We start from the raw sequence: 21,732 nt of genomic DNA, 5'->3' as shown, positions 1-21,732 counted from the left end.
TGTCTCCTCGTGGGGGGTGAGGGGAACGCGTGCCGATTGGCATGAACGCGGGGAGGCGGTGCGCCGAAACAGTAAGAGGACTAGACCAGTCAGGTCAATGGTTCGGACCAATTTGGGCGTTCGGAACACAGTCGGATTACTCTTTGAGTAAGCGGTCGTTAACTGGTGACTGGATGCCTTCGATCGGGCATACTCACAGCGCGCAGCCGCTGGTCAGCAGCTTCCGAGACCCGGAAGTGCGGGCCCCGGCCGGCACCCAGTGAGACCCGGCGGAGTGCCCCCACCAACGGGCCCGTCCGCCAGTGCCCGACAGGGAGGAGAGCGTCGACATGCCCGACCGCGCCCCGCAGCAGGTGGACCGGCAACTGCCCACGGACGAGGCCCGGGATCTGATCTCGCTCGTCCGCGACATCGCACAGCACGAGATCGCCCCGAAGGCGGCCGAGGAAGAGGACACCGGACGCTTCCCGCGCGAGGTCTTCACCCTGCTCTCCGAGTCGGGACTGCTCGGACTTCCCTACGACACGGAGTACGGCGGCGGCGACCAGCCGTACGAGGTCTACCTCCAGGTCCTGGAGGAGCTGGCCGCGGCCCGCCTCACCGTCGGCCTCGGCGTCAGCGTCCACACCCTGTCCTGCCATGCGCTGGCCAACTACGGCAGCAAGGAGCAGCAGGTCGAGCACCTGCCCGCGATGCTCGGCGGCGGCCTGCTCGGCGCGTACTGCCTCTCCGAGCCGTCCTCCGGATCCGACGCGGCCTCCCTGCGCACCAAGGCGGTGCGGGACGGGGAGGACTGGGTGATCACCGGCACCAAGGCCTGGATCACGCACGGCGGAATCGCCGACTTCTACACGGTCATGGCACGCACCGGCGAGGAGGGCGCCCGCGGGATCACCGCGTTCCTGGTGCCCGGCGACGCCGACGGGCTGAGCGGCGCGCTGCCGGAGAAGAAGATGGGCATGAAGGGCTCGCCCACCGCGCAGGTCCACCTCGACGGCGTGCGGGTCCCGGACGAGAGGCGCATCGGGGACGAGGGCCAGGGTTTCGCGATCGCCCTCTCCGCGCTCGACTCGGGACGGCTCGGCATCGCGGCCTGCGCGATAGGACTGGCCCAGGCGGCGTTCGACGAGGCCCTCGGGTATGCCACGGGGCGGCGGCAGTTCGGGCGGCCCATCTCCGACTTCCAGGGCCTGCGCTTCATGCTGGCCGACATGGCGACGCAGATCGAGGCGGGCCGCGCGCTGTATCTGGCGGCCGCGCGGCTGCGTGACGCGGGCCGGCCGTTCGCCAAGCAGGCGGCCATGGCCAAGCTGCACTGCACCGACACGGCGATGAAGGTGACCATCGACGCCGTCCAGGTGCTCGGCGGGTACGGCTACACCGCCGACTTCCCGGTCGAGCGCTACATGCGCGAGGCCAAGGTCCTCCAGATCGTCGAGGGGACGAACCAGATCCAGCGGATGGTCATCGCCCGTCACCTAGCGGGTCCGGAGACCCGCTGAACTCGCCCAGCCTGACCTGCGGCGCCGCGAGCCGCACCCACTCCGGGTCGTGGCGCCCCGGCAGCGTGCGGCCCCGGTCCGCCCAGGTCCGCATGAGGTCGAGGTAGATGGGCGGATCGTGGGGCTGCGGCGGCGCGAGCGGAACCGATTCTGCGGGCATCGACACGAACACCCGGCGCTGACGCCCGGTCGCTGAATATGTGGGGGTCATACCAGGGCAACGCGGGGGGCCCCAACCGGTCACCGGCTCGCGTAATCGTGCGTGAGTTCGTGGTGTGCCCCGTTTCGGGCGGTCGCGAGTCTGGCCGCGTGGCGGTATCTGACGTACCGTCAACTCCCATTCCAGGGAGGTGCGCCGTGCCCGAAGACCGCCCCGTACCGCTCGACGAGTACCCCGTGCACCAGGTGCCCCTGTCCATGAGGCACGTCGCGACCGGGGACCGGAACGCCTACGACCGCTGCATCTTCCACGTCTTCGACCATCATGGGCGCGCCCTGCTGATCCTCGGGCTCGGGGTGTATCCGAACGTGGGCGTGATGGACGCGTACGCGACGCTGCGGGTGGGCGACACGCTGCACGCCGTGCGGGCCTCCGACGCCCTCGCGGAGGACCGGATGCGGCTGGCCGTCGGGCCGTTGCGGATCGAGGTCGAGGAGCCGCTGCGCAGGCTGCGCCTGAAGTGCGACGACGACTCACTGTCGTACGACCTCACTTGGACCGCCGACTTCCCCGCGCTCTGGGAGCCCCATCACGTCCAGCGCCGTGGCGGCCGGCTCACTCTCGAGGGGCGCCGCTTCGTCCAGGCGGGCGGTGTGGAGGGCGTCATCCGGGCCGCCGGTGAGGAGTTCGCGGTCTCTGCGGGGGAGTGGACCGGCACCCGCGACCGCAGCTGGGGTGTGCGGCCCATTCCCGGGGAGGAGGGCGGGCGGCTCGCCGAGGCGCACCCCACCGAGGGCTTCCACTGGATCTGGTGCCCGGTGCGCTTCGAGGACCGCTTCCTGATGGTGATCGCCCAGGAGGACGCGGACGGCTACCGCACGCTCAACGACGCCACGCTCGTCCGCCCCGGCCACCCCGACCGTCAACTCGGCTGGCCCCAGGCCGAGATCAGCTACCGCTCCGGCACCCGCCGCCCGGAACGCGCGCTCATCCATCTCGGCGACATCCGCAAGCCGCTGGAGCTGGACGTGGAGATCCTGACCTCCTCCCCGCTCGCGATCGGCGCCGGCTACCCGCCCGCCGACGACTGGCAGCACGGCACCTGGCAGGGCCACGCCTGGACCGACCGCCGCACCTACGACCTCTCCGACCCGGCCGCCCATCCCCTCGCCGGCTACGGCGTCACCGACCACGCGGCCCGCTTCCACCTGGACGGCCGGACCGGGCACGGCATCTTCGAGCACGGCTCGTTCGGGCGGCACGACCCGAGCGGCTTCACGGGTTTCGACTCGGTCGCCCCGTAAGGGAGTTGGAGGGAACATGGCCACGGCACCCCGCCCCCGTACGACCACCCGCGACCCCGAGGAACTCGCCCACCGCCTCACCGCCTGGCTCGGCACCCGCCTGCCCGGCGCGAAGGCCGTCCGCGTAGGTGTCCCCGCGACCAACGGCATGTCCAGCGAGACCCTGCTCTTCGACATCGAGCACCCCGAACCGCCGGTACGGGCCTGCGCGTTGAGGCTCGCGGCGGACCCGGCCGCGTACACGGTCTTCCCCGAGTACGACATGACCCGCCAGTACCGCACCATGCGTCTGGTGGCCGAGCACACCGACCTCCCGGTGCCCCGGGTGCTGTGGCTGGAGGAGGACGCCGGCCCGCTCGGCGCGCCCTTCTTCGTCATGGAGCGCGTCGAGGGGCGCGTGCCTCCCGACGTCATGCCCTATACGTACGAGGGGAATTGGCTGCACGCGGCGAGCGATGAAGAACGCGAGCACCTGGAAGCGGCCTCGATCGGGCTGCTGGCCCGGCTGCACGACCAAGTCCCGCCGCACGAGGCCGCGTTCCTCACCCTCCCGGGCGACGGAGACGCACTGCGCGCGCATGTCGCGGCCCAACGCGCGTACTACGAATGGGTGGTTGACGGCCTGCCCCGCTCACCGCTCATCGAGAGCGCCTTCGACCGCCTTGAGGAGCTGTGGCCGCGCGAGATCGGCGAGCCGGTCCTCAACTGGGGCGACGCGCGCATCGGAAATGTCATCTACGACGGGTTCGACCCCGCGGCCGTCCTCGACTGGGAGATGGCGGCCCTGGCCCCGCGCGAGGTGGACCTCGGCTGGACCGTCTATCTGCACCGCTTCTTCCACGACCTGACGGTCGCCTTCGGCCAGCGCGGGCTGCCGGACTTCCTGCGCCGCGACCGCGTCGAGGCGCGCTACGCGCAACTCACCGGCCACACACCACGCGACATGGACTTCTATACGCTCTACGCCGCCCTGCGGCATGCCGGCGTCATGCTGCGCGTCGCCTACCGCCAGGTGCACTTCGGAGAGGTGGCCGTCCCGGCGGATCCGGACACACTGATCCTGCACCACGGCAGTCTGCGCGCCATGGTGCAGGGCAGCTACTGGGATTGAGCGAGGAAGCTCAGGCGGCGTGGCGCCGCATGACGGGGACCCGCATGGGGCGCGAGCCCGGGCCGCCGACGTGCGAGAAGGGCTGCGTCCGCCAGTCGAGTCCCTGCGGGAGCGTCAACAGGAGGGCGGTGTCCTGCTCCTGCGGCTCCACCGACTCGTCCGCGGGCCTGGCCTCGGCCGCCGCGCGGCCCGTACCGGCACAGACCGTGAGCCCGAACGGGTTCCACGGCGAGGCGCACAGCGCGTGCTCCGGCAGGGACTCCTCGTCCGCCAGCAGGGCGATGGGCTGCGCACAGTCCGGGCAGATCACCCGGAACATCTCGAAGGTGTCGTACGCGTCGAGCTCTTCGGCCTCAAGAGCGTCGGGTTCGACGCCCTCCGGCTCGGGCTCGACGACGGTGAGCCGCTTGGGCGCGGTACGACCGGGACGCTTAAGACTCTGCATATGGGATTCTCCCCCTCGGGCTGGGCCGTGACGGCACTGCGGCCTCGACCACAGCAAGCACTTCCCGCCCCGTCTCGGCGGTAATCACGAGAGCATCACGGAGACCGTTCGAGGGCTGTGGCGTTCGTCACATGCCGCTTGCAGGTGCCCGGCGCTGCGCGTTCGTCCCTCAGAAGCCTCACAGGCAACTCTCGGCAACATCACGAACCGGGTATGACCTGGGCTGTGCAGGTATCCGCAGAGATCAAGCGCACTGTAGGTTCTGCGGCATGGAGGAGCTGGACCGACAGATCGTGCAGCTGCTCGTCAAGGACGGGCGGATGAGCTACACCGACCTGGGCAAGGCCACGGGCCTGTCCACGTCTGCCGTGCACCAGAGGGTGCGGCGGCTGGAGCAGCGGGGTGTCATCCGCGGGTACGCCGCGGTCGTCGACCCCGAGGCGGTGGGGCTGCCCATGACCGCGTTCATCTCGGTGAAACCGTTCGATCCCAGTGCCCCCGACGACATCGCGGACCGGCTGTCCGACGTGCCCGAGATCGAGGCGTGCCACAGCGTTGCCGGCGACGAGAACTACATCCTCAAGGTGCGGGTGGCTGCGCCGCATGAGCTGGAGGAGTTGCTGGCGCGTCTTCGGTCGCTGGCCGGGGTGTCGACTCGGACGACTGTGGTTTTGTCGACTCCTTATGAGGCTCGGCCACCGAGGATTTGAGCGATTTCGGTCTGATGTCGGCTGCGGGTTCGTTGTGGCTGGTCGCGCCCACGCGGCGGAGCCGCAAATTGATACAGCCCCGCGCCCCTTGGCGGCGTTGAGGGTGCCCTCTGTTCAGAGTGACCCCGGCCAGGCGCGAGACTGTTGCCCATGAGTGAGCGCATCCCCGAGGTCAAGACCGTCCTTCTCCGTCGCGGCGAAGTCCACAGCCCCGCCGATCCCTTCGCCACCGCGATGGTCGTCGAGCGTGGGCAGGTTGCCTGGGTCGGGTCGGAGGGTGCGGCAGATGCCTTCGCCGAGGGTGTTGACGAGGTGGTCGATCTCGATGGGGCCCTGGTCACCCCGGCTTTCACCGACGCCCACGTCCACACCACCGCCACCGGGCTCGCGCTCACCGGGCTTGATCTGTCCGGCGCGCCCTCGCTGGAGGCGGCCCTCGCACTCGTGAAGGACTTCGCCGCCGCCCGGCCCGCCGACCGTGTGCTGCTCGGTCATGGTTGGGACGCCGCCCGCTGGCCCGGTGGCCGTCCGCCGACGCGCGCCGAGCTCGACGAGGCGACCGGCGGGCGTCCGCTGTACCTGAGCCGGATCGACGTCCACTCGGCGGTCGTCACGACAGCCCTGCTCGACATGACGTCCCTGGGAGCCGTGGACGGCCCGCTCACCGCCGACGCCCACCATGCGGTGCGAGCCACCGCCCTGGGCTCCGTCGCGCCCGCCCAGCGCATCGAGGCCCAGCGTGCCGCCCTCGTCCACGCGGCGTCCCTCGGCATCGGCTCGCTGCACGAGTGTGCGGGCCCGGACATCTCGTCCGAGGACGACTTCACGGGCCTGCTGCGGCTCGCGGCCGAGGAGTTGGGGCCGCGCGTCGTGGGCTACTGGGCGGAGCAGAATGTCGACAAGGCCCGTGAGCTCGGGGCGATCGGCGCCGCGGGCGACCTCTTCGTGGACGGGGCCCTCGGCTCCCACACGGCGTGCCTGCACGAGCCGTACACCGACGCGGAGCACACCGGCATCGCCTACCTCGATGCCGCCGCTGTGGCCGCCCATGTCGTCGCCTGCACCGAGGCGGGCCTACAGGCGGGTTTCCACGCGATCGGGGACGCCGCGGTGACCTCGGTGGTCGAGGGCGTGCGCGCGGCCGCGGAGAAGGTCGGCCAGGCCCGCGTCCGCGCCGCACGGCATCGCGTCGAGCACGCCGAGATGCTCACCCCCGAGACCATCGCCGCTTTCGCCGAGCTGGGCCTGACCGCCTCCGTCCAGCCCGCCTTCGACGCCCTGTGGGGCGGCGAGGACGGCATGTACGCCCAGCGCCTGGGCGCGGAGCGGGCCCGCCTCCTCAATCCCTTCGCGGCCCTGCTGCGCGCCGGCGTCCCGCTCGCCTTCGGCTCCGACGCCCCGGTGACCCCCCTGGACCCCTGGGGCACGGTCCGCGCTGCGGCCTTCCACCGCACCCCCGAGCACCGCGTGTCCGTGCGCGCCGCCTTCACGGCACATACCCGAGGCGGCTGGCGGGCCGTCGGGCGGGACGACGCGGGCGTCCTGGTGCCGGGCGCACCCGCGGACTACGCGGTGTGGCGCACCGACGCCCTCGTGGTCCAGGCCCCCGACGACCGGGTCGCACGCTGGTCCACCGACCCCCGCTCCGGCACCCCGGGTCTGCCCGACCTGACCCCGGGCACCGACCTCCCCGTCTGCCTGCGCACCGTGGTGGGCGGACGGACCGTGTTCGTACGGCCGGGCGAGTGATCTCCCGGGGTGGCGCGTTACGGATCGGCCGCCACCGCCCCGTCGCGCGACCTGCGCATCCTCCGCGCTGACCAGGGCTTTGAGAGAAGACGCGCAGGTCAAACGGCTGTTGACAGCCGATGGCAGGGGGCCGGTAGGTTCGGCCGAGTCCACCACCGGACGTCCGACCGGGGAACCTCCGCACACTCGCGGCGGCGCCGCTGCGTCAGGGACGGTGTGCCGCACCGGGGCACCGCCACTGGGAGCCAGGCTCAGCGCCCGCGCCACAGCGAGGGAGCGTTCCGGCCGGTCGGCTGGGTGTGACCCGGGTGGGGCCCGGGCGTTCAGTAGACAACGGCTTTCGGTCGACCCGCAGCCAGCGGGTCCCAGGTCGGCCCGAAGGGCGCCGGGCCCCTATCCGCAGCACACACAGCAGACGGAAGGTGAACTCTTACCCCACTCTTGTTTAATCGACACCTCCATACGATCGTTCTGTCACGTCGCCGCAGAGAGCGGCCACTATGGTGTACCCCTGTGTACGACACGAAGGGGCAGCAGTGAACGACGGCGACGGGACCCTTGAGCCGCAGGCCAAGGGGAGGCAGTTCGGCCCCATCGGCACGGCCTTGGTGATCATCCCGACCTACAACGAGGCCGAGAACATCAAGGCGATCGTCGGCCGGGTGCGCAAGGCCGTCCCCGACGCGCACGTGCTCGTTGCCGACGACAACAGCCCCGACGGCACCGGCAAGCTCGCCGACGAACTGGCCGCCGACGACGACCAGGTCCAGGTCCTGCACCGCAAGGGCAAGGAAGGCCTCGGCGCCGCCTATCTCGCGGGCTTCCACTGGGGCATGGAGCACGGCTACGGCGTCCTGATCGAGATGGACGCCGACGGCTCCCACCAGCCCGAGGAACTGCCCCGTCTGCTCACCGCCCTCAAGGGCGCCGACCTGGTCCTCGGCTCCCGCTGGGTGCCCGGCGGCCGGGTCGTGAACTGGCCCAGGTCCCGCGAGTTCATCTCCCGCGGCGGCAGCCTCTACTCGCGCGTCCTGCTCGACGTACCGATCCGCGACGTCACCGGCGGCTACCGCGCCTTCCGCCGCGAGACCCTCGAAGGTCTCGGCCTCGACGAGGTCGCCTCCCAGGGCTACTGCTTCCAGGTCGACCTCGCCCGCCGCGCGATCAAGGCCGGCTACCACGTCGTCGAGGTCCCCATCACCTTCGTGGAGCGCGAGCACGGCGACTCGAAGATGAGCCGCGACATCCTCGTGGAGGCCCTGTGGCGGGTCACCTCATGGGGCGTGCGGGAGCGGGTGGGCCGCATCACAGCCCGCGGCAAGCGCGCACAGTCGTAGCCCTACGACCTCACAGGCGCCGTTGATCATCCCCTTATCCCGCACTGAGCCGGTCCCAGGCACACTGGAAGCATGACGACTGGCGCTTCGACTCCCACATACCCCGCCCGGCCCCGGCGCTCCCGGCTGCGAACGTTCCTGCCGCTGGGTATCGCGGCGTGGCTGGTGCTGGAGATCTGGCTGCTGACCGTGGTCGCGGGCGCGGCGAGCGGTTTCACGGTGTTTCTGCTGCTGCTCGCCGGCTTCGTGCTCGGCGGCGTGGTCATCAAGCGGGCGGGCCGGCGGGCCTTCCGGAGTCTGACCGAGACGCTGCAACAGCAGCAGAGCGGTGCGGCGCCGACGGCCCCGCAGGGCAACAGCGAGGGCAACGGCCTGATGATGCTCGGCGGCCTGCTGCTGATGATCCCCGGCCTGATCTCGGACGCGGTGGGACTGGTCCTGCTGATCCCGCCGGTCCAGAAGGCGATCAGCCGCTATGCGGAGCGCACCTTCGAGCGCAAGCTGCGCGCGGCCGCCCCGGGCACCCTCGGCGACGCCTTCCAGCAGGCCCGGATGCACCGCCCGGACGGCAAGGTGGTCCCGGGCGAGGTCATCAGGGACAAGCCGGGAGACACCCCGCAGGGGCCGCGCCCGCCGCTGACGGGCTGAGGCCGGCATAACTCAGCCCGTCCGGCGTTTGAGGACAAGGCCCGTTCAGGGCCGAAGCGGGGGTCTGGGGGCGCAGCCCCCGGGGACGGCAAGCACAGACCCACCCGCAGGCAAACGCGAAACCGCGGGCGCCGTACGTGAACCTCACGTACGGCGCCCGCGGTCATTGCGTGTGTTGTTTGATCCGCTCAGTCCCCGAAGGGACTACGCGGACTTGCGGCTGTCCCGGGGATGAACGGCAATGTTCATCGCACCGGAGCGCAGAACGGCCAGGCGCTCCTCGAGGACCTCTTCGAGTTCCTCGCGCGTCCGCCGCTCCATCAGCATGTCCCAATGTGTACGCGCGGGCTTGGCCTTCTTTTCCTCAGGGCCGTCGCCGTCCACGAGGAGTGCCTGGGCCCCGCAGACCTTGCACTCCCACTCCGGCGGGATCTCCGCCTCGACCGAGAAGGGCATCTCAAATCGATGTCCCTTCTCGCATGCGTACTCCACGGCCTGGCGCGGGGCCAGGTCGATGCCGCGGTCCGTCTCGTAGCTGGTCACCACGAGGCGCGTGCCGCGAAGAGCTCGCTCACTCATGAATCGTGCCTCCCGGGCTTGTCGCCCACAGGACAGGTGTCGCTGTCGTCGTCATCCGGTCAACGTCCGGTCGGCGGTAAAGATTCCCGTTCCGAGTCCCGTTCCGGGTCGTGCGTCGCCGTCGTAGCCGCCCCTTGTTGTACCCACCGACGCCCGGTTTGTCACATCTGCTAGCAGATGTCACCCAGCGTTTCGACATCTTTGACGCGCAGTAACGGTACGCCTGGCAGGCCAAACGCGTACACTACCGCCCTTTCGCCTCCAGCGCTAAATCCTGTCAGGAACGGGATTCCCCGCGTCGCTGATCGCCCGGCGCACCGGAACCCTCGCGAGCAGCACGAACCCGATGGCGAAGAAGGCCACCAGCGAGATGATCGCGTCCCGATAACTTCCGGTCAGCTGGTAGGTGACCCCGAACAAAAGAGGGCCCAGCCAGCTCATGCCTCGGTCGCTCATCTCGTACGCCGAGAAGTACTCGGCCTCTTTGCCGGGCGGGACGAGGTGGGAGAACAGCGACCGGGACAGGGCCTGGCTGCCGCCGAGGACGAGACCGATCCCGGCGGCCAGCACGAAGAACCACATCGGTGCCCCGGCCGGCAGGAAGTATCCGGCCCCCAGCGTCACCGTCCACGCGATCAGCGATCCGAGGATCGTGCGCTTCGCGCCGTAGCGCCGAGCCATTCGGCCCATCGCCAGCGCGCCGGCCACCGCGAGCACCTGGACCAGCAGCACGGCCCCGATGAGCGTCGACTGTCCGAGGCCCAGTTCCTCCGAGCCGTAGACCGAGGCCTGGGAGATCACCGTCTGGATGCCGTCGTTGTAGATGAGGTACGCCAGCAGGAAGGAGAGCGTCAGCGGATGGCGGCGCATGTCGCGGACGGTCGCCACGAGCTGGCGAAAGCCCTGGCCGGTGGTTTCCGAGGCCTGGGACCGGCGGTCACGGAGGCGGCGTAGGGGTATGAGGGTGAAGGCGCCCCACCACAGGCCGGCCGAGGCGAGGCAGATGCGGACCGCCGCGCTCTCCGAGAGGCCGAAGGAGTCGTGGGCCTGATAGAGCACCAGGTTCAGCACCAGGACCAGCGCGCCCGCCGCGTAGCCGAAGGCCCAGCCGCGGGAGGAGACCGTGTCGCGGTCCTCGGGCGGGGCGATCTGCGGCAGATAGGAGTTGTAGAGCATCATCGAGACCGACAGCGCCGCGTTCGCGACGACCAGCAGGGCGCCACCGAGCAGGTAGCGGTCGCCGTCTAGGAAGAACATCCCCGTCGTCGCCGCGGCCCCGACATAGGCGGCGGCCGCCAGGAGGGGCTTCTTGCGGCCGGTGCGGTCGGCGGCTGCGCCCACCAGGGGCATCACCAGGACGGCCACGATCACCGACAGGGACACCGAGTACGCGAAGAACGACCCCGCGCGCACCGGGATCCCCAGCGGGTGGACGTATCCGTCCCCGTCCGCCGCGGACTTGGCGACCGACGTCAGATAGGGGCCCAGGAACACGGTGAGCACGCTCGTCGAGTAGACGGAGCAGGCCCAGTCGTAGAAGTACCAGCCGCGCTGCTCGCGGCGCCGCTCGGCGGCCTCGCCGGCCGCCTCCGTCCGCAGGGTGTCCGTGCCCACCCATGCCCTCGCTTCCCCGTGAAGGTGCCGTGCGAGGGCCAGGGCCTGCCGGGGGCTCAGACCCAGACGCCCCGGTCCTCCATGACCTTGCGCAACGTGTCGATGTGATCGGTCATGATGCCATCGACTCCCAGGTCCAGGAGCCGGTGCATACGCTCCGGTTCGTTGACCGTCCACACGTGCACCTGCAGCCCGCGCGCGTGGGCGGTGCGCACGAAGCGGCGGTCGACCACGGGGATGCCGGACTGCGACTCGGGAACCTGCGCGGCGACGCCGGAGCGGCGGACCGGGACCGGCAGCCCCCACGAGCGCAGCCGCAGGTTGAGCACACCGCGGGTGCCGTACGACGTCGCCAGGCGCGGCCCCGCCAGCCGCTGGGCGCGGACGACGCGGGCCTCGGAGAACGAGCCGACGCAGATCCGGTCCCAGCAGTCGGTGCGCTCGACCAGGTCGAGGAAGGGGAGCAGCGCCGGCTCCGCCTTGATGTCGACGTTCCAGCGCGCGTCGGGGAAGGTCTCCAGGAGCTCCTCGAAGAGCGGGACCGGTTCCTTGCCCGCCACGCGCGCGTGGCTCACGTCCTGCCACGGGAGGTCCGCGATCCTGCCCGCGCCGTCCGTGACCCGGTCCAGCGTGCCGTCGTGAAAGGCGACCAGCTTGCCGTCCGCGGTGGCGTGGACGTCCGTCTCCAGGTACCGGTAGCCCGCAGCGACCGCGCGCCGGAACTGCAGCAGGGTGTTCTCCAGACCGTCCGCCGCCCCGCCCCGGTGGGCGAAGGGGATCGGGCCGGGGTGGTCGAGGTAGGGATGGCGTATCGGCGTGCTCACGGACGCAGTATGGCCCGCTCCGGTTGACCCGTGGCAACGACCGTGCTGCCGTCGGATGCCGGGGGAACGGCGAACATGCGCAGGAAGAGCTGGGCGAGCGGGCCGATCGACAGGGCGTAGAGGACCGTGCCGACCCCGATGGTGCCGCCGAGGGCGAACCCGGTGCCGACCACCGTCAGTTCGACCGCTGTGCGCATCAGGCGGATCGAGCGGCCCGTGCGTAGGTGCAGGCCGGTCATCAGGCCGTCGCGCGGGCCAGGGCCGAAACGCGCGGCGATGTAGAGGCCGGTGGCCAGGCCGTTGAGCACAATCCCCGCCAGCAGCAGGGGAATCCGTACGCCCAGGCCGTGCGCCTCGGGGACCAGCGCGAGCGTGCCGTCCATGGCGACGCCGACCACGAAGACGTTGGAGACCGTGCCGAGGCCGGGGCGCTGGCGCAGCGGGATCCACAGGAGGAGCACCGCCGCGCCCACGATGATCGACACGACACCGATCGTCAGGCCGGTGAGTTCGGCCAGGCCCTGGTGCAGCACGTTCCAGGGCTCCAGGCCCAGGTCCGCCTCGACGAGCAGGGCCGAGCTGGCGCCGTAGAGCGTGAGGCCGACGTAGAGCTGGATCAACCGTCGCCCGAGACGGTTCCGCGTGGACAAGGTGCCCCCTGGTGGTGGTAGTGGCCTGGTTCGTGACACCCTGTGGCTTGAGAACGAACGTCATCCATGGCCAATTCGGGGAAGGTGGACTGATTTCCATGGCGCAGTGGACCTCGGCGATCGGGGCAGCTCAGCTGGCCCGACTGCTCAACTCCCAGCAGGAGCGCCCCGCCGGCCCCGGCACACGCCGTCCGCCCGCCTATCGCGCGCTCGCCGACGGCGTTCGGCTGCTCGTGCTGGAAGGCCGGGTGCCGGTGGCGGCCAGGCTGCCCGCCGAGCGTGAGCTGGCCCTGTCCCTCTCCGTCAGCCGCACCACCGTCGCCGCCGCCTACGAGGCGCTGCGGGCCGAGGGCTTCCTGGAGTCCCGGCGCGGCGCGGGCAGCTGGACCGCGGTGCCGGCCGGAAATCCCGTGCCCGCGCGGGGTCTTGAGCCGCTGCCCCCCGAGGCCCTCGGCTCGGTGATCGACCTGGGCTGCGCGTCACTGCCCGCCCCCGAACCGTGGCTCACCCGGGCCGTGCAGGGCGCGCTGGAGGAACTGCCGCCCTACGCGCACACGCACGGCGACTATCCGGCCGGGCTGCCCGCGCTGCGGTCGATGATCGCCGAGCGCTACACCGCGCGCGGGATCCCGACCATGCCCGAGCAGATCATGGTGACGACCGGTGCGATGGGCGCGATCGACGCGATCTGCCACCTCTTCGGCGGGCGGGGCGAACGCATCGCCGTGGAGTCGCCGTCGTACGCCAACATCCTCCAGCTGATGCGGGAGGCCGGCGCCCGACTCGTACCCGTCGCGATGGCCGAGGGGCTCACCGGGTGGGACATGGACCGCTGGCGGCAGGTGCTGCGGGACGCGGCGCCCCGGATCGCGTACGTCGTCGCCGACTTCCACAACCCGACCGGCGCGCTCGCCGACGAGGACCAGCGGCGGCGGCTGGTGGACGCGGCCCGTTCGGCGGGGACGGTGCTCGTCGCCGACGAGACGATGACCGAGCTGTGGCTCGACCCCGAGGTCGAGATGCCGCGGCAGGTGTGCGGCTTCGATCCGGCCGGGTCCACGGTCATCACCGTGGGGTCGGCGAGCAAGGCCTTCTGGGCGGGGATGCGCATCGGGTGGGTGCGGGCCGCGCCCGACATCATCCGCAGCCTGGTCTCCGCGCGCGCGTACGCCGATCTGGGCACCCCTGTGCTGGAGCAGCTGGGCGTGAACTGGCTGTTCAGCACCGGGGGTTGGGAGCAGGCCGTGGAGGTGCGGCGGGCGCAGGCCCGGGAGAACCGGGACGCGTTGGTGGCGGCTGTGCGGCGGGAGCTGCCCGAGTGGGAGTTCGAGGTGCCTCGGGGTGGGCTCACCCTGTGGGTGCGTACGGGGGGTCTGTCGGGGTCGAGGCTCGCGGAGGCGGGGGAGCGGGTGGGCGTGCGGGTGCCGTCCGGTCCGCGCTTCGGGGTCGACGGTGCCTTCGAGGGGTATGTGCGGCTGCCGTTCACCGTGGGGGGAGCGGTGGCGGAGGAGGCGGCGGTGCGGTTGGCCGCGGCGGCGCGGTTGGTGGAGAGCGGGGGGACCGCGGGGACGGAGGCGCCGAGGATGTTCGTGGCGTAGCCGTCCGCGGCTATGCGGGCTCGACCGCAGCTGCCTCCGCAGCTACCGGCTCCGGCTCCGCGTCCGCCGGTGTCGTCCGTGGCGGGAGCAGTTCCAGTACCGCCTGGCGGTGGGCGTCGCTCGTCGCCTCGTCGTACGGGTCGGGGGTCGCCGGGACCTGGAGGCGGTGGACCGGGCCGGTGCCCAGACGGGCATAGCCGCGGCCGGGGGCGACGTCCTTGACCGGGGTCGTGTGCGGGGGTGCGCCCAGGACCGCTTCCAGCTGGTCGGCCGTGGCGGGGCCGAGGACGACACGCGCGCGTGTGTGCTGCCGTACGGCGTCGCTGAGCGCGTCCACGCTGTCGAACTGGTCGGCCACAACCACGGTGACGTTCGCGGCGCGGCCGTGCCGAAGCGGGACCTGGAGCAGGGACTGCGGGTCCGTGCGGCCGTCGGCGGCGGCCAGGTGGCCCAGCGCGCTCGGGCGGTCGAGGAGGATCCACAGGGGGCGCCTGGTGTCGTCCGGTGCCGGATGGCCCGCCTGCCGGGCGCGGTTGGCGGCGATCAGCCGGCGCTCCGTCTCGTGGGTGGCCCACTCCAGGCTCGCCAGCGCCCCGGTCAGCGCGCACTCGACGGCCAGGACGCCGTTCCGGCCGGTGAGACAGGCGTACTCGCCGGTGCCGCTGCCCTCGACGATCAGGACGTCGCCGTACTGGAGGGCCTGGAGGGCGATGGAGCGCAGGAGGGTTGTCGTGCCGCTGCCCGGTTCGCCGAGGGCCAGGAGGTGCGGCTCGGTGGAGCGGATGCCGGTGCGCCAGACGACCGGCGGGACGTCGCGCTGTTCCTCACCGTAGGTGAGAGGAAGCGTGCGCTGGACCTGGGTGGGGTCGGTGAAGCCGAGGACCGTCTCGCCCGGTGCGGTGACGAAGCGCTGGGCACAGACGTCGGTGGGGAGCGGGGCGAGGACGCTGACCGTGAGCTGGTTGCCTTCCTCGTCCCAGGTGAAGTGGTACTCGCGGCCGCGGCCCGACTTCGCGGTGAGCAGCTGCTCGACGCGGGCCCGGGACTCGGCCTCGCCGTCCGTGAAGTAGGCCGGGTAGTGGATCACCAGGTGGGAGACGCGGTTCGTGGCGTCGAACTCGTACGCCGGGAACGCCTTGTCCCAGTCGCCGCCGTGGGCGAACAGGGGAGCCGGGTCCTCGGCGGCCGAGAAGTACGGGACCAGGGCCTCGTACAGCGACTGGAGGCGCTGGGTCTGGGACTCGTCCGGCCCCTCCGGTGCCGCGGGGGTGCGGTCCCGGCCCTGCCAGGCTGCCGCCGCCATCAGGCTGATGACGGCGAGCAGCGGGCCGTACGGCACCAGCGCCACGACCAGGACCACCGACGCCGCCAGGAAAAGCAGCGGCCCGCGCTTGTCCTTGGGGGTGTCGGCCCACTTGCGCCGCCCGGCCGAGGCCAGCCGGCGCAGACCGCGAGTGATCGTGATCAGCGGATGGAGGACGTCGGTGGCGCTGTCGGCCGCCGTCCGGGCCAGCTCCCGGCTCCGGGCGATCTGCGTGCTGCCTGTGCTCAGGATGCGAGGGAGAGGGCGCCGGGCCACTGCTGTCTCCTGTAGGTGCGTACGGACGGGACGGACGGCGTCAGAACTTGATGCCGCCGAGCAGGCTCGCCAGGCTCTCGCCGCCGGCCTTGATGCTCGGGGCGATGGCCGTACTGGCCATGTAGAAGCCGAAGAGTGTGGCCACCAGGGCGTGGGAGGCCTTGAGTCCGTCCTTCTTGAAGAAGAGGAAGACGATGATGCCGAGAAGGACGACGCCTGACATGGAGAGGATCATTTGAGATCTCCTGGTTCGTGGGGACAGTCACCATGAGTTCTTCCAGGCTCACAGCATGTATCCATACGACAAAAGGTGCAAGCGGGTGAATTTCGTTGAATTTCCCCCGAATGGCGGAGCCTTGGAGGCGTCCGGTCATGTGCCCGGGGAGCCAGTACCCTGGCGATTCACCCGTACTAGTGAGAGGCGGTCCCGGCGATGACTGAAGCCCCCGACCCGGAGGTCGTGGAGCTGGCGACCAAGATCTTCGATCTGGCCCGGCAGGGGCGGACCGAGGCGCTCGTGGCGTACGTCGACGCGGGCGTTCCGGCCAACCTCACCAACGACCGCGGCGACTCGCTCGTGATGCTCGCCGCCTACCACGGGCACGCCGACGCGGTGCGCGCTCTGCTGGAGCGCGGCGCCGAGGCCGACCGGGTCAACGACAGAGGCCAGACCCCGCTCGCGGGGGCCGTCTTCAAGGGTGAGCAGACAGTGATCAAGGCGCTCCTGGACGGCGGCGCCGACCCGGGAGCGGGCACTCCGTCGGCCATGGACACGGCTCGGATGTTCGGCAAGACAGAACTGCTGGAATTGTTCGGTGCACACTGATCCGAACGTCCTGACCAGGTGAAACAGACTTCCTGAACAGGAAGAACAAGGACAACGGGGGAGGCGGTACGGGGCCGCCGGAAATTTCGGTCGCGGCAGGTGGAAGAGCCGGGTCATCATGACGTCGTGATTTACGGACGCGATGGCTGGGCAGGTGTTGCCGCACCGCGCGGGCCGTGATGCGGCCCGCATGGGCCACCGACGAGAGGCAGAGGAAGATGGTCTACAGCAAGCAAGAGACGGCGGGGGCCCCGACGTTGTGTCACGCGGCCAGGTAGTGCAGGTTCCCCGGTTGCGTCGACGCTTGATGTGAGGCTGTTTCCCATGTTCGATCCGGTCATAGCGCCCAGCGGTACGCTGCTCGGCCTGCTCCAGAGGGGCCGCGGCGACGGCACGCTGCACGCGCTCACCGCCCCGCGCGCCGAGGCGCTCGCGGCACTGAACCACTGCGTGCTGCGCGATCCCCGCCACGACTGGCAGGTGGAGAACCGCTCCCTCTACTACGCCCGGCTCTTCCTCGACCTGGGCGGCGGTCTTGAGGAGATTGAGGCGCACCTCTTCGACGTGGCGGACGTCTTCGACGGCGAGGAGTCCCGTACCGGGCTCGCCCTCGCGGTGCTCGGACACCTCGCCTCCTACGGCCGCCTGGACGCCCTCGGACTGCTGCGCAGGTACGCCGCCTCGGGCTCCAACTGGGCCTGGGCCCTCGACGAACTCGCGCTCAGGGACGACGACGCGGGCCTGCGCGCCCTGGCCGTCCCCGTCCTGGCGCGTTTCTCGACCGACGCGGCGGGCGAGGCCGAACTCGCCGCCGTCGTGCGCGACGCCTTCGAACCCCGGCCGTGGCGGCTGTGGGCCGACGATCCGCGCGAATCGATCGCCTCACGCGTGCGTGCCGCTCAGGAGGCCGGCTGTTTCGACCGCTGGCAACGGCAGATGCGGCCCAGCGGTCCCCGCCCCGGGTGGAGTGTGCGGGCCGTGTTCGAATGGGCTCAGCAGGGCATCGAACGCGGGGCGGCCCTCCACGTCCCGGCCGCCCGCTGTCTCACCGCCGTCGCGGGACCCGATGACCGGCCCGAGATCGTCGCGGCCGCCCTGGACGGTACCGACGGAGCCCGCTGCACAGCCTTGCGCTACCTGGCCGACAGCAATGATCCCGACGCCCTGGGCCTGATCGAGGGCGCCATGGCCACCGGCTCGGCGGCCGTCGTGGAGGCCGCCGTCGACGCCTTCGAGCGGATGCGCAGCGTCGCCGCCGTCGACCGGGCACGCGGCTGGGCCCACCGGCCCGACCCGTTGGGCGCCGCTGCGGGCCGCATGCTCGCCTGCCGGGGCGGCACCCAGGACAGCGACCTGGTCCTCGGCGCGCTGCGCGAAGCCGTACGGGGTGAAGGCCCCGACGCCCCGACCCTGTGGACCCTCGTCGATGGCACCGGGCGGCTCGGCATTGTGTGTGCCGCACCCGTTCTCCGCCATATCTACCGAGAGACGGCCTCCTCCCATCTGCGCGGCCGGGCCGCTCGCGCGCTGGCCGCCACCGACCCCTCCTTCGCCGCGGGATTCGCCGTCGAGTGCCTCTGGGACTGCGAGGAGACCACCCGCGAGGTCGCCGCCCGGCATGCCGAGACCGGTGACGCGAGGGTCGTCGAGCAGCTGCGCAGGCTCGCCGCGGACCCGGCCGAGGAGGCCGAGGTTCAAACAGCCGTTCGGAGTCGGATCGGGCCAGACACACCCGCTGTATGAACACGAGGTGACTCGCGGGTCAGGAGTGCATGGACGCGGTCTGGCCTGGACAGGTGCGCAGCGTAACGCTCATGGGACGTTCGCCGTTGGGAAAGATCCACGTTGTCGTGACCACGTTCGGCCCGGCGAGAACACCCCTATGCGTGTCGTCATCGTGACCGAATCCTTTCCCCCCGATGTGAACGGCGTGGCCCATTGCGCGCTGCAGACCGCCCGGCACCTCGTCGATCGCGGTCACGTTCCCCTCGTAGTCGCCCCGGCTCCCGCTCCCGGGAACAAGGCGGCCGGCCTCGCGCCGTGCCGCGTCGTCCATGTCCCCTCCCTTCCGCTCCCGGGCTACCCCCAGGTCCGCGTCGCCCTCCCCAGCCGGCGCCTCGCCGCGGCGGTCATCGAGCACCGCGCCGACGTCGTCCACCTGGCCAGCCCCTTCATCCTCGGCGTCCGTGGCATGGCCACCGCCGCCCGGCTCGGTGTCCCCGCCGTGGCCGTCTACCAGACCGACCTCGCGGGATACGCCCGCACCTACGTGGGTGCCGGTGAGGCCGCGGCCTGGCGGCGCATACGCTCCGTCCACTCCGCCGCCGACCTCACCCTCGCCCCGTCCAGCGCCTCCCTGCACGACCTGGAGGCACATGGCGTGCCCCGGGTGAAGCTGTGGCAGCGCGGCGTGGACACCGTCCGCTTCCGCCCCGAGCTCCGGGACGACGCGCTGCGCCGCGAACTCGCCCCGAACGGTGAGCTGATCGTCGGCTACGTCGGCCGGCTGGCCCCCGAGAAGCACATCGAACTGCTGGCGGACGCCTGCCGTCTGCCCGGGGTCCGCGTCGTGGTCGTGGGCGACGGTCCCAGCCAGCCGAGCCTCACCGAGGCCCTGCCAGGCGCGGTGTTCCTGGGCCGTCGTACCGGCGACGAACTCGCCCGGATCTTCGCCTCGTTCGACGTCTTCGCGCACACCGGCCCCTTCGAGACCTTCTGCCAGACGGTCCAGGAGGCGATGGCGAGCGGAGTGCCCGTCATCGCGCCCGCAGCGGGCGGTCCGCTCGACCTGGTCGCCCACGGGCGCACCGGGCTGCTGGTCCCGCCGCGCGACGCGGGCGCCGTACGGGACGCGGTGCAGACCCTGGCCGCCGACCCCGCGATGCGGAGCGCGTACGGCACCGCCGCGCGCGCCATGGTCGAGGGACGCACCTGGGCGGCCGTCGGCGACCAGCTGATCGGGCACTACACCGACGTGCTCGCCGCGCGGAAGGCGGTGCTGGCGGCATGAACGAGTCCCTGCGGATCGTCCGGCTGGCGAACTTCGTCGCGCCTGCGTCCGGCGGACTGCGCACCGCGCTGCGCGAACTGGGCAAGGGCTTCAAGGCGGCCGGACACGAGCCCGTGCTCATCGTGCCCGGCGAGCGCGACACCGACCGCGAGACCGAGCAGGGCCGCGTGATCACCCTGCGCGGCCCGCTGCTGCCCGGCACCGGCGGCTACCGCGTGCTGATCGACAAGCGGCGCGTCGCGGCCCTCCTGGAGGAGCTGGCGCCGGACCGCCTGGAGGTCTCCGACCGTACGACCCTGAGGTGGACCGGCAGGTGGGCGCGGCGCGCCCGGGTCCCCGCCGTGATGGTCTCCCACGAGACCGCCGACGGCGTCCTGCGCACCTGGGGCCTGTCGGAGAACATGTCCCGGCGCACCGCCGACGCCATCAACGTCCGTACGGCGCACACCTACTCGCGCGTCGTGTGCACCACCGAGTTCGCCGAGCGGGAGTTCGTGCGGATCGGGGCGCGCAACGTCGTACGGGCTCCGCTGGGCGTCGACGTGATGGAGCGGCACCCCGCGCTGCGGGACCCTCGGCTGCGCGCACAGCACGCGCGCGTGGACGAGGCGCTGCTCGTGATGTGCTCCCGGCTGTCCGTGGAGAAACGGCCCAGCACGGCGATCGAGGCCGTGGAGTCGCTGGTGCGGCGCGGCCGTCGGGTGCGGCTGGTGGTGGCCGGTGACGGACCGCTGCGGGCACGCCTCGAACAGCGGGCGCGGGAGCGGCACCTGCCCGTCACCTTCCTCGGGCACGTCACGGACCGGGGGATGCTCGGTGCGCTGCAGGCCTCCGCCGACGTGAGCCTGGCTCCCGGGCCCGCCGAGACGTTCGGGCTCGCGGCCCTGGAGGCGATGGCGTGCGGCACGCCCGTCGTGGCGAGCGCCTCGTCCGCGCTGCCGGAGGTGATCGGCTCCGCCGGCGCCACCGCGGCGGACAACGGGGACGCCTTCGCGGACGCCGTGGACATGCTCCTCGAACGCTCCGAGGCCGACCGTCGCGAAGCCGCACGCGCGCGTGCGGAGTGCTTCGGCTGGGGCACCGCGGTCGAGGCGTTCCTCGCCGCGCACGACGCCACGGTCCTCGCGGCCCCGGTGCGGCCCTTCGTGCCGGAGGGCGTGGCATGAGACCGGTGCGTTTCGTGGCGCTCGGGGACTCGCTGACCGAGGGCGTGGGCGATCGTGTGGGCGAGGCGTGGCGCGGCTGGGCCGCGCTTCTCGCCGGCGGGCTCGCCCCGGAGGACGTGGAGTTCACCAACCTCGCGGTCAGCGGGGCGCAGACGCGTGACGTGCTGGAACGGCAGACCCCTGTGGGACTGGCCGCGAGCCCGGACATCGTGTCGGTCGTCATCGGCGTCAACGACACCCTGCGCTGCACCTTCGACATCCACGCCGTGGCCGAACGGCTCGACAAGGTGTACGCGGCCTTCACCGAGCAGGGCGCGGTCCTGCTCACGGCCTGTCTGCCCGACCCGGGCTCGATGCTCGGACTGCCGGGTGCGCTGGCCCGTCCGCTGGCCCGGCGGCAGCGGGCGGTCAACACCGTCGTGCACGCGCTCTCCGAGCGGTACGGGGCCGTGCACCTGCACGCGGCGGAGGAGGACTGGATCTCGGACAAGGCGATCTGGAGCGCGGACCGGCTCCACCCCAGCGAGCGGGGGCACCGGCAACTGGCCGCGCGCTTCCACGCGCTGCTGGCGGAGACGAGCCTCGCGACGGGGGCCACCCCCGTGACCGAGCCCGAGTTCCCGGTGCCCACCAAGTCGGCGAGCCTGCTGTGGCTGGCCACCGCGGGCACCGCGTGGGTGCTGCGGCGGTGCACCGACCTGCTGCCGCAGCTCCTCAGGCTCGCCGCCCACGAAATGCGTCACCGCGCGCGTGGCACCAGCGCCCGGCTCGACCTGAGCGCGTCCCACGCCGTGTCCGCGGCGCTGGCCTCGCTGTCCGTGCCGGAGCAACAACCGCAAGCGGACGCCGCGTAGCGCTCCGCTGGAAGTGCCACGATGTGCCGTCGATTGTCTGCGGCGCCGTCGTGGCTGGTCGCGCAG

At 71.6% G+C, this 21,732-nt stretch carries 21 protein-coding genes; 13 read left to right on the top strand and 8 right to left on the bottom strand.

Translation table 11 applies throughout. The annotated features are described in order from the left end of the window. Window positions 1-329: 329 nt before the first annotated feature. Entirely contained in the window at window positions 330-1,502 is a 1,173-nt protein-coding gene (locus AC5DRG_RS08955; protein WP_491809459.1) for an acyl-CoA dehydrogenase family protein, read from the top strand. Here AC5DRG_RS08955 and AC5DRG_RS08950 read toward each other — a convergent pair. After that, a complete protein-coding gene (locus AC5DRG_RS08950) occupies window positions 1,465-1,662 on the bottom strand; it encodes a hypothetical protein (RefSeq protein WP_491809458.1) in 198 nt (65 codons plus the stop codon). The two genes, AC5DRG_RS08955 and AC5DRG_RS08950, sit on opposite strands and share 38 nt — an antisense overlap. Before the next feature lie 197 nt (window positions 1,663-1,859). On the opposite strand from AC5DRG_RS08950, the gene AC5DRG_RS08945 reads away from it, so the two are divergent. Further along, window positions 1,860-2,966 carry an Rv3169 family protein gene (locus AC5DRG_RS08945; protein WP_491809457.1) on the top strand — a complete coding sequence of 369 codons (1,107 nt, stop codon included), beginning with the start codon at window positions 1,860-1,862 and terminating at the stop codon, window positions 2,964-2,966. 16 nt (window positions 2,967-2,982) lie between these two features. Then, window positions 2,983-4,077: a phosphotransferase family protein gene (locus AC5DRG_RS08940; RefSeq protein ID WP_491809456.1), complete on the top strand. Its 1,095-nt coding sequence runs from the start codon at window positions 2,983-2,985 to the stop codon at window positions 4,075-4,077. 10 nt (window positions 4,078-4,087) lie between these two features. On the opposite strand, the gene AC5DRG_RS08935 is transcribed toward AC5DRG_RS08940, so the two are convergent. Beyond that, window positions 4,088-4,522 carry a hypothetical protein gene (locus tag AC5DRG_RS08935; RefSeq protein ID WP_491809455.1) on the bottom strand — a complete coding sequence of 145 codons (435 nt, stop codon included), beginning with the start codon at window positions 4,520-4,522 and terminating at the stop codon, window positions 4,088-4,090. A 269-nt stretch (window positions 4,523-4,791) separates the two neighbouring features. Here AC5DRG_RS08935 and AC5DRG_RS08930 point away from each other — a divergent pair, with 269 nt between their 5' ends. From AC5DRG_RS08930 to fxsA, 4 genes are all read left to right on the top strand, one after another. After that, the gene (locus AC5DRG_RS08930) at window positions 4,792-5,232 is read left to right on the top strand and encodes an Lrp/AsnC family transcriptional regulator (protein ID WP_491809454.1); all 441 of its coding nucleotides are present in this window, start codon (window positions 4,792-4,794) and stop codon (window positions 5,230-5,232) included. 150 nt (window positions 5,233-5,382) lie between these two features. Continuing rightward, window positions 5,383-6,981 (top strand): amidohydrolase, encoded by a 1,599-nt coding sequence (locus AC5DRG_RS08925; RefSeq protein ID WP_491809453.1) that lies wholly within the window; start codon window positions 5,383-5,385, stop codon window positions 6,979-6,981. Between the two features lie 536 nt (window positions 6,982-7,517). Then, window positions 7,518-8,318, top strand: coding sequence for a polyprenol monophosphomannose synthase (locus tag AC5DRG_RS08920; protein WP_491809452.1), 801 nt, complete (start codon window positions 7,518-7,520; stop codon window positions 8,316-8,318). A 72-nt stretch (window positions 8,319-8,390) separates the two neighbouring features. Further along, on the top strand, window positions 8,391-8,966 hold the full coding sequence (fxsA, locus tag AC5DRG_RS08915; protein WP_491809451.1) for an FxsA family membrane protein: 576 nt from the start codon (window positions 8,391-8,393) through the stop codon (window positions 8,964-8,966). Between the two features lie 204 nt (window positions 8,967-9,170). On the opposite strand, the gene AC5DRG_RS08910 is transcribed toward fxsA, so the two are convergent. The 4 genes from AC5DRG_RS08910 to yczE all read right to left on the bottom strand — a co-directional run bounded on the left by AC5DRG_RS08910 (window position 9,171) and on the right by yczE (window position 12,633). Beyond that, on the bottom strand, window positions 9,171-9,545 hold the full coding sequence (locus tag AC5DRG_RS08910; protein WP_003977404.1) for an RNA polymerase-binding protein RbpA: 375 nt from the start codon (window positions 9,543-9,545) through the stop codon (window positions 9,171-9,173). Between the two features lie 267 nt (window positions 9,546-9,812). After that, complete coding sequence (locus AC5DRG_RS08905) at window positions 9,813-11,159, bottom strand: MFS transporter (protein WP_491809450.1); 1,347 nt, start codon at window positions 11,157-11,159, stop codon at window positions 9,813-9,815. Between the two features lie 56 nt (window positions 11,160-11,215). Further along, entirely contained in the window at window positions 11,216-11,983 is a 768-nt protein-coding gene (locus tag AC5DRG_RS08900) for a glycerophosphodiester phosphodiesterase family protein (RefSeq protein ID WP_491809449.1), read from the bottom strand. Next, window positions 11,980-12,633, bottom strand: coding sequence for a membrane protein YczE (gene yczE / locus AC5DRG_RS08895; protein WP_491809448.1), 654 nt, complete (start codon window positions 12,631-12,633; stop codon window positions 11,980-11,982). The genes AC5DRG_RS08900 and yczE overlap by 4 nt, the downstream gene beginning before the upstream one ends. A 98-nt stretch (window positions 12,634-12,731) precedes the next feature. On the opposite strand from yczE, the gene AC5DRG_RS08890 reads away from it, so the two are divergent. Next, window positions 12,732-14,231, top strand: a complete 1,500-nt coding sequence (locus AC5DRG_RS08890; RefSeq protein WP_491809447.1) for an SCO1417 family PLP biosynthesis transcription factor — start codon at window positions 12,732-12,734, stop codon at window positions 14,229-14,231. A 10-nt stretch (window positions 14,232-14,241) separates the two neighbouring features. On the opposite strand, the gene AC5DRG_RS08885 is transcribed toward AC5DRG_RS08890, so the two are convergent. After that, window positions 14,242-15,810: a hypothetical protein gene (locus tag AC5DRG_RS08885; protein ID WP_491809446.1), complete on the bottom strand. Its 1,569-nt coding sequence runs from the start codon at window positions 15,808-15,810 to the stop codon at window positions 14,242-14,244. A 40-nt stretch (window positions 15,811-15,850) separates the two neighbouring features. Next, the gene (locus tag AC5DRG_RS08880) at window positions 15,851-16,045 is read right to left on the bottom strand and encodes a hypothetical protein (RefSeq protein WP_352180492.1); all 195 of its coding nucleotides are present in this window, start codon (window positions 16,043-16,045) and stop codon (window positions 15,851-15,853) included. Window positions 16,046-16,243: 198 nt separating this feature from the next. Between AC5DRG_RS08880 and AC5DRG_RS08875 the strand changes: the two genes are divergently transcribed. The 5 genes from AC5DRG_RS08875 (at window position 16,244) to AC5DRG_RS08855 (ending at window position 21,666) form a co-directional block, all read left to right on the top strand. Beyond that, the gene (locus tag AC5DRG_RS08875) at window positions 16,244-16,636 is read left to right on the top strand and encodes an ankyrin repeat domain-containing protein (protein WP_491809445.1); all 393 of its coding nucleotides are present in this window, start codon (window positions 16,244-16,246) and stop codon (window positions 16,634-16,636) included. Window positions 16,637-16,960: 324 nt separating this feature from the next. Further along, on the top strand, window positions 16,961-18,379 hold the full coding sequence (locus AC5DRG_RS08870; RefSeq protein ID WP_491809444.1) for a HEAT repeat domain-containing protein: 1,419 nt from the start codon (window positions 16,961-16,963) through the stop codon (window positions 18,377-18,379). A gap of 139 nt (window positions 18,380-18,518) precedes the next feature. Further along, window positions 18,519-19,646 (top strand): glycosyltransferase family 4 protein, encoded by a 1,128-nt coding sequence (locus tag AC5DRG_RS08865; protein WP_491809443.1) that lies wholly within the window; start codon window positions 18,519-18,521, stop codon window positions 19,644-19,646. Continuing rightward, window positions 19,643-20,812: a glycosyltransferase gene (locus AC5DRG_RS08860; protein ID WP_491809442.1), complete on the top strand. Its 1,170-nt coding sequence runs from the start codon at window positions 19,643-19,645 to the stop codon at window positions 20,810-20,812. Before AC5DRG_RS08865 ends, AC5DRG_RS08860 begins: the two co-directional genes overlap by 4 nt. After that, window positions 20,809-21,666 carry an SGNH/GDSL hydrolase family protein gene (locus tag AC5DRG_RS08855; protein WP_491809441.1) on the top strand — a complete coding sequence of 286 codons (858 nt, stop codon included), beginning with the start codon at window positions 20,809-20,811 and terminating at the stop codon, window positions 21,664-21,666. The genes AC5DRG_RS08860 and AC5DRG_RS08855 overlap by 4 nt, the downstream gene beginning before the upstream one ends. Window positions 21,667-21,732 lie beyond the last annotated feature (66 nt).

This window comes from Streptomyces sp. JLBG701 (assembly GCF_058544905.1).
This window is presented reverse-complemented; position numbering and strand designations above follow the sequence as displayed.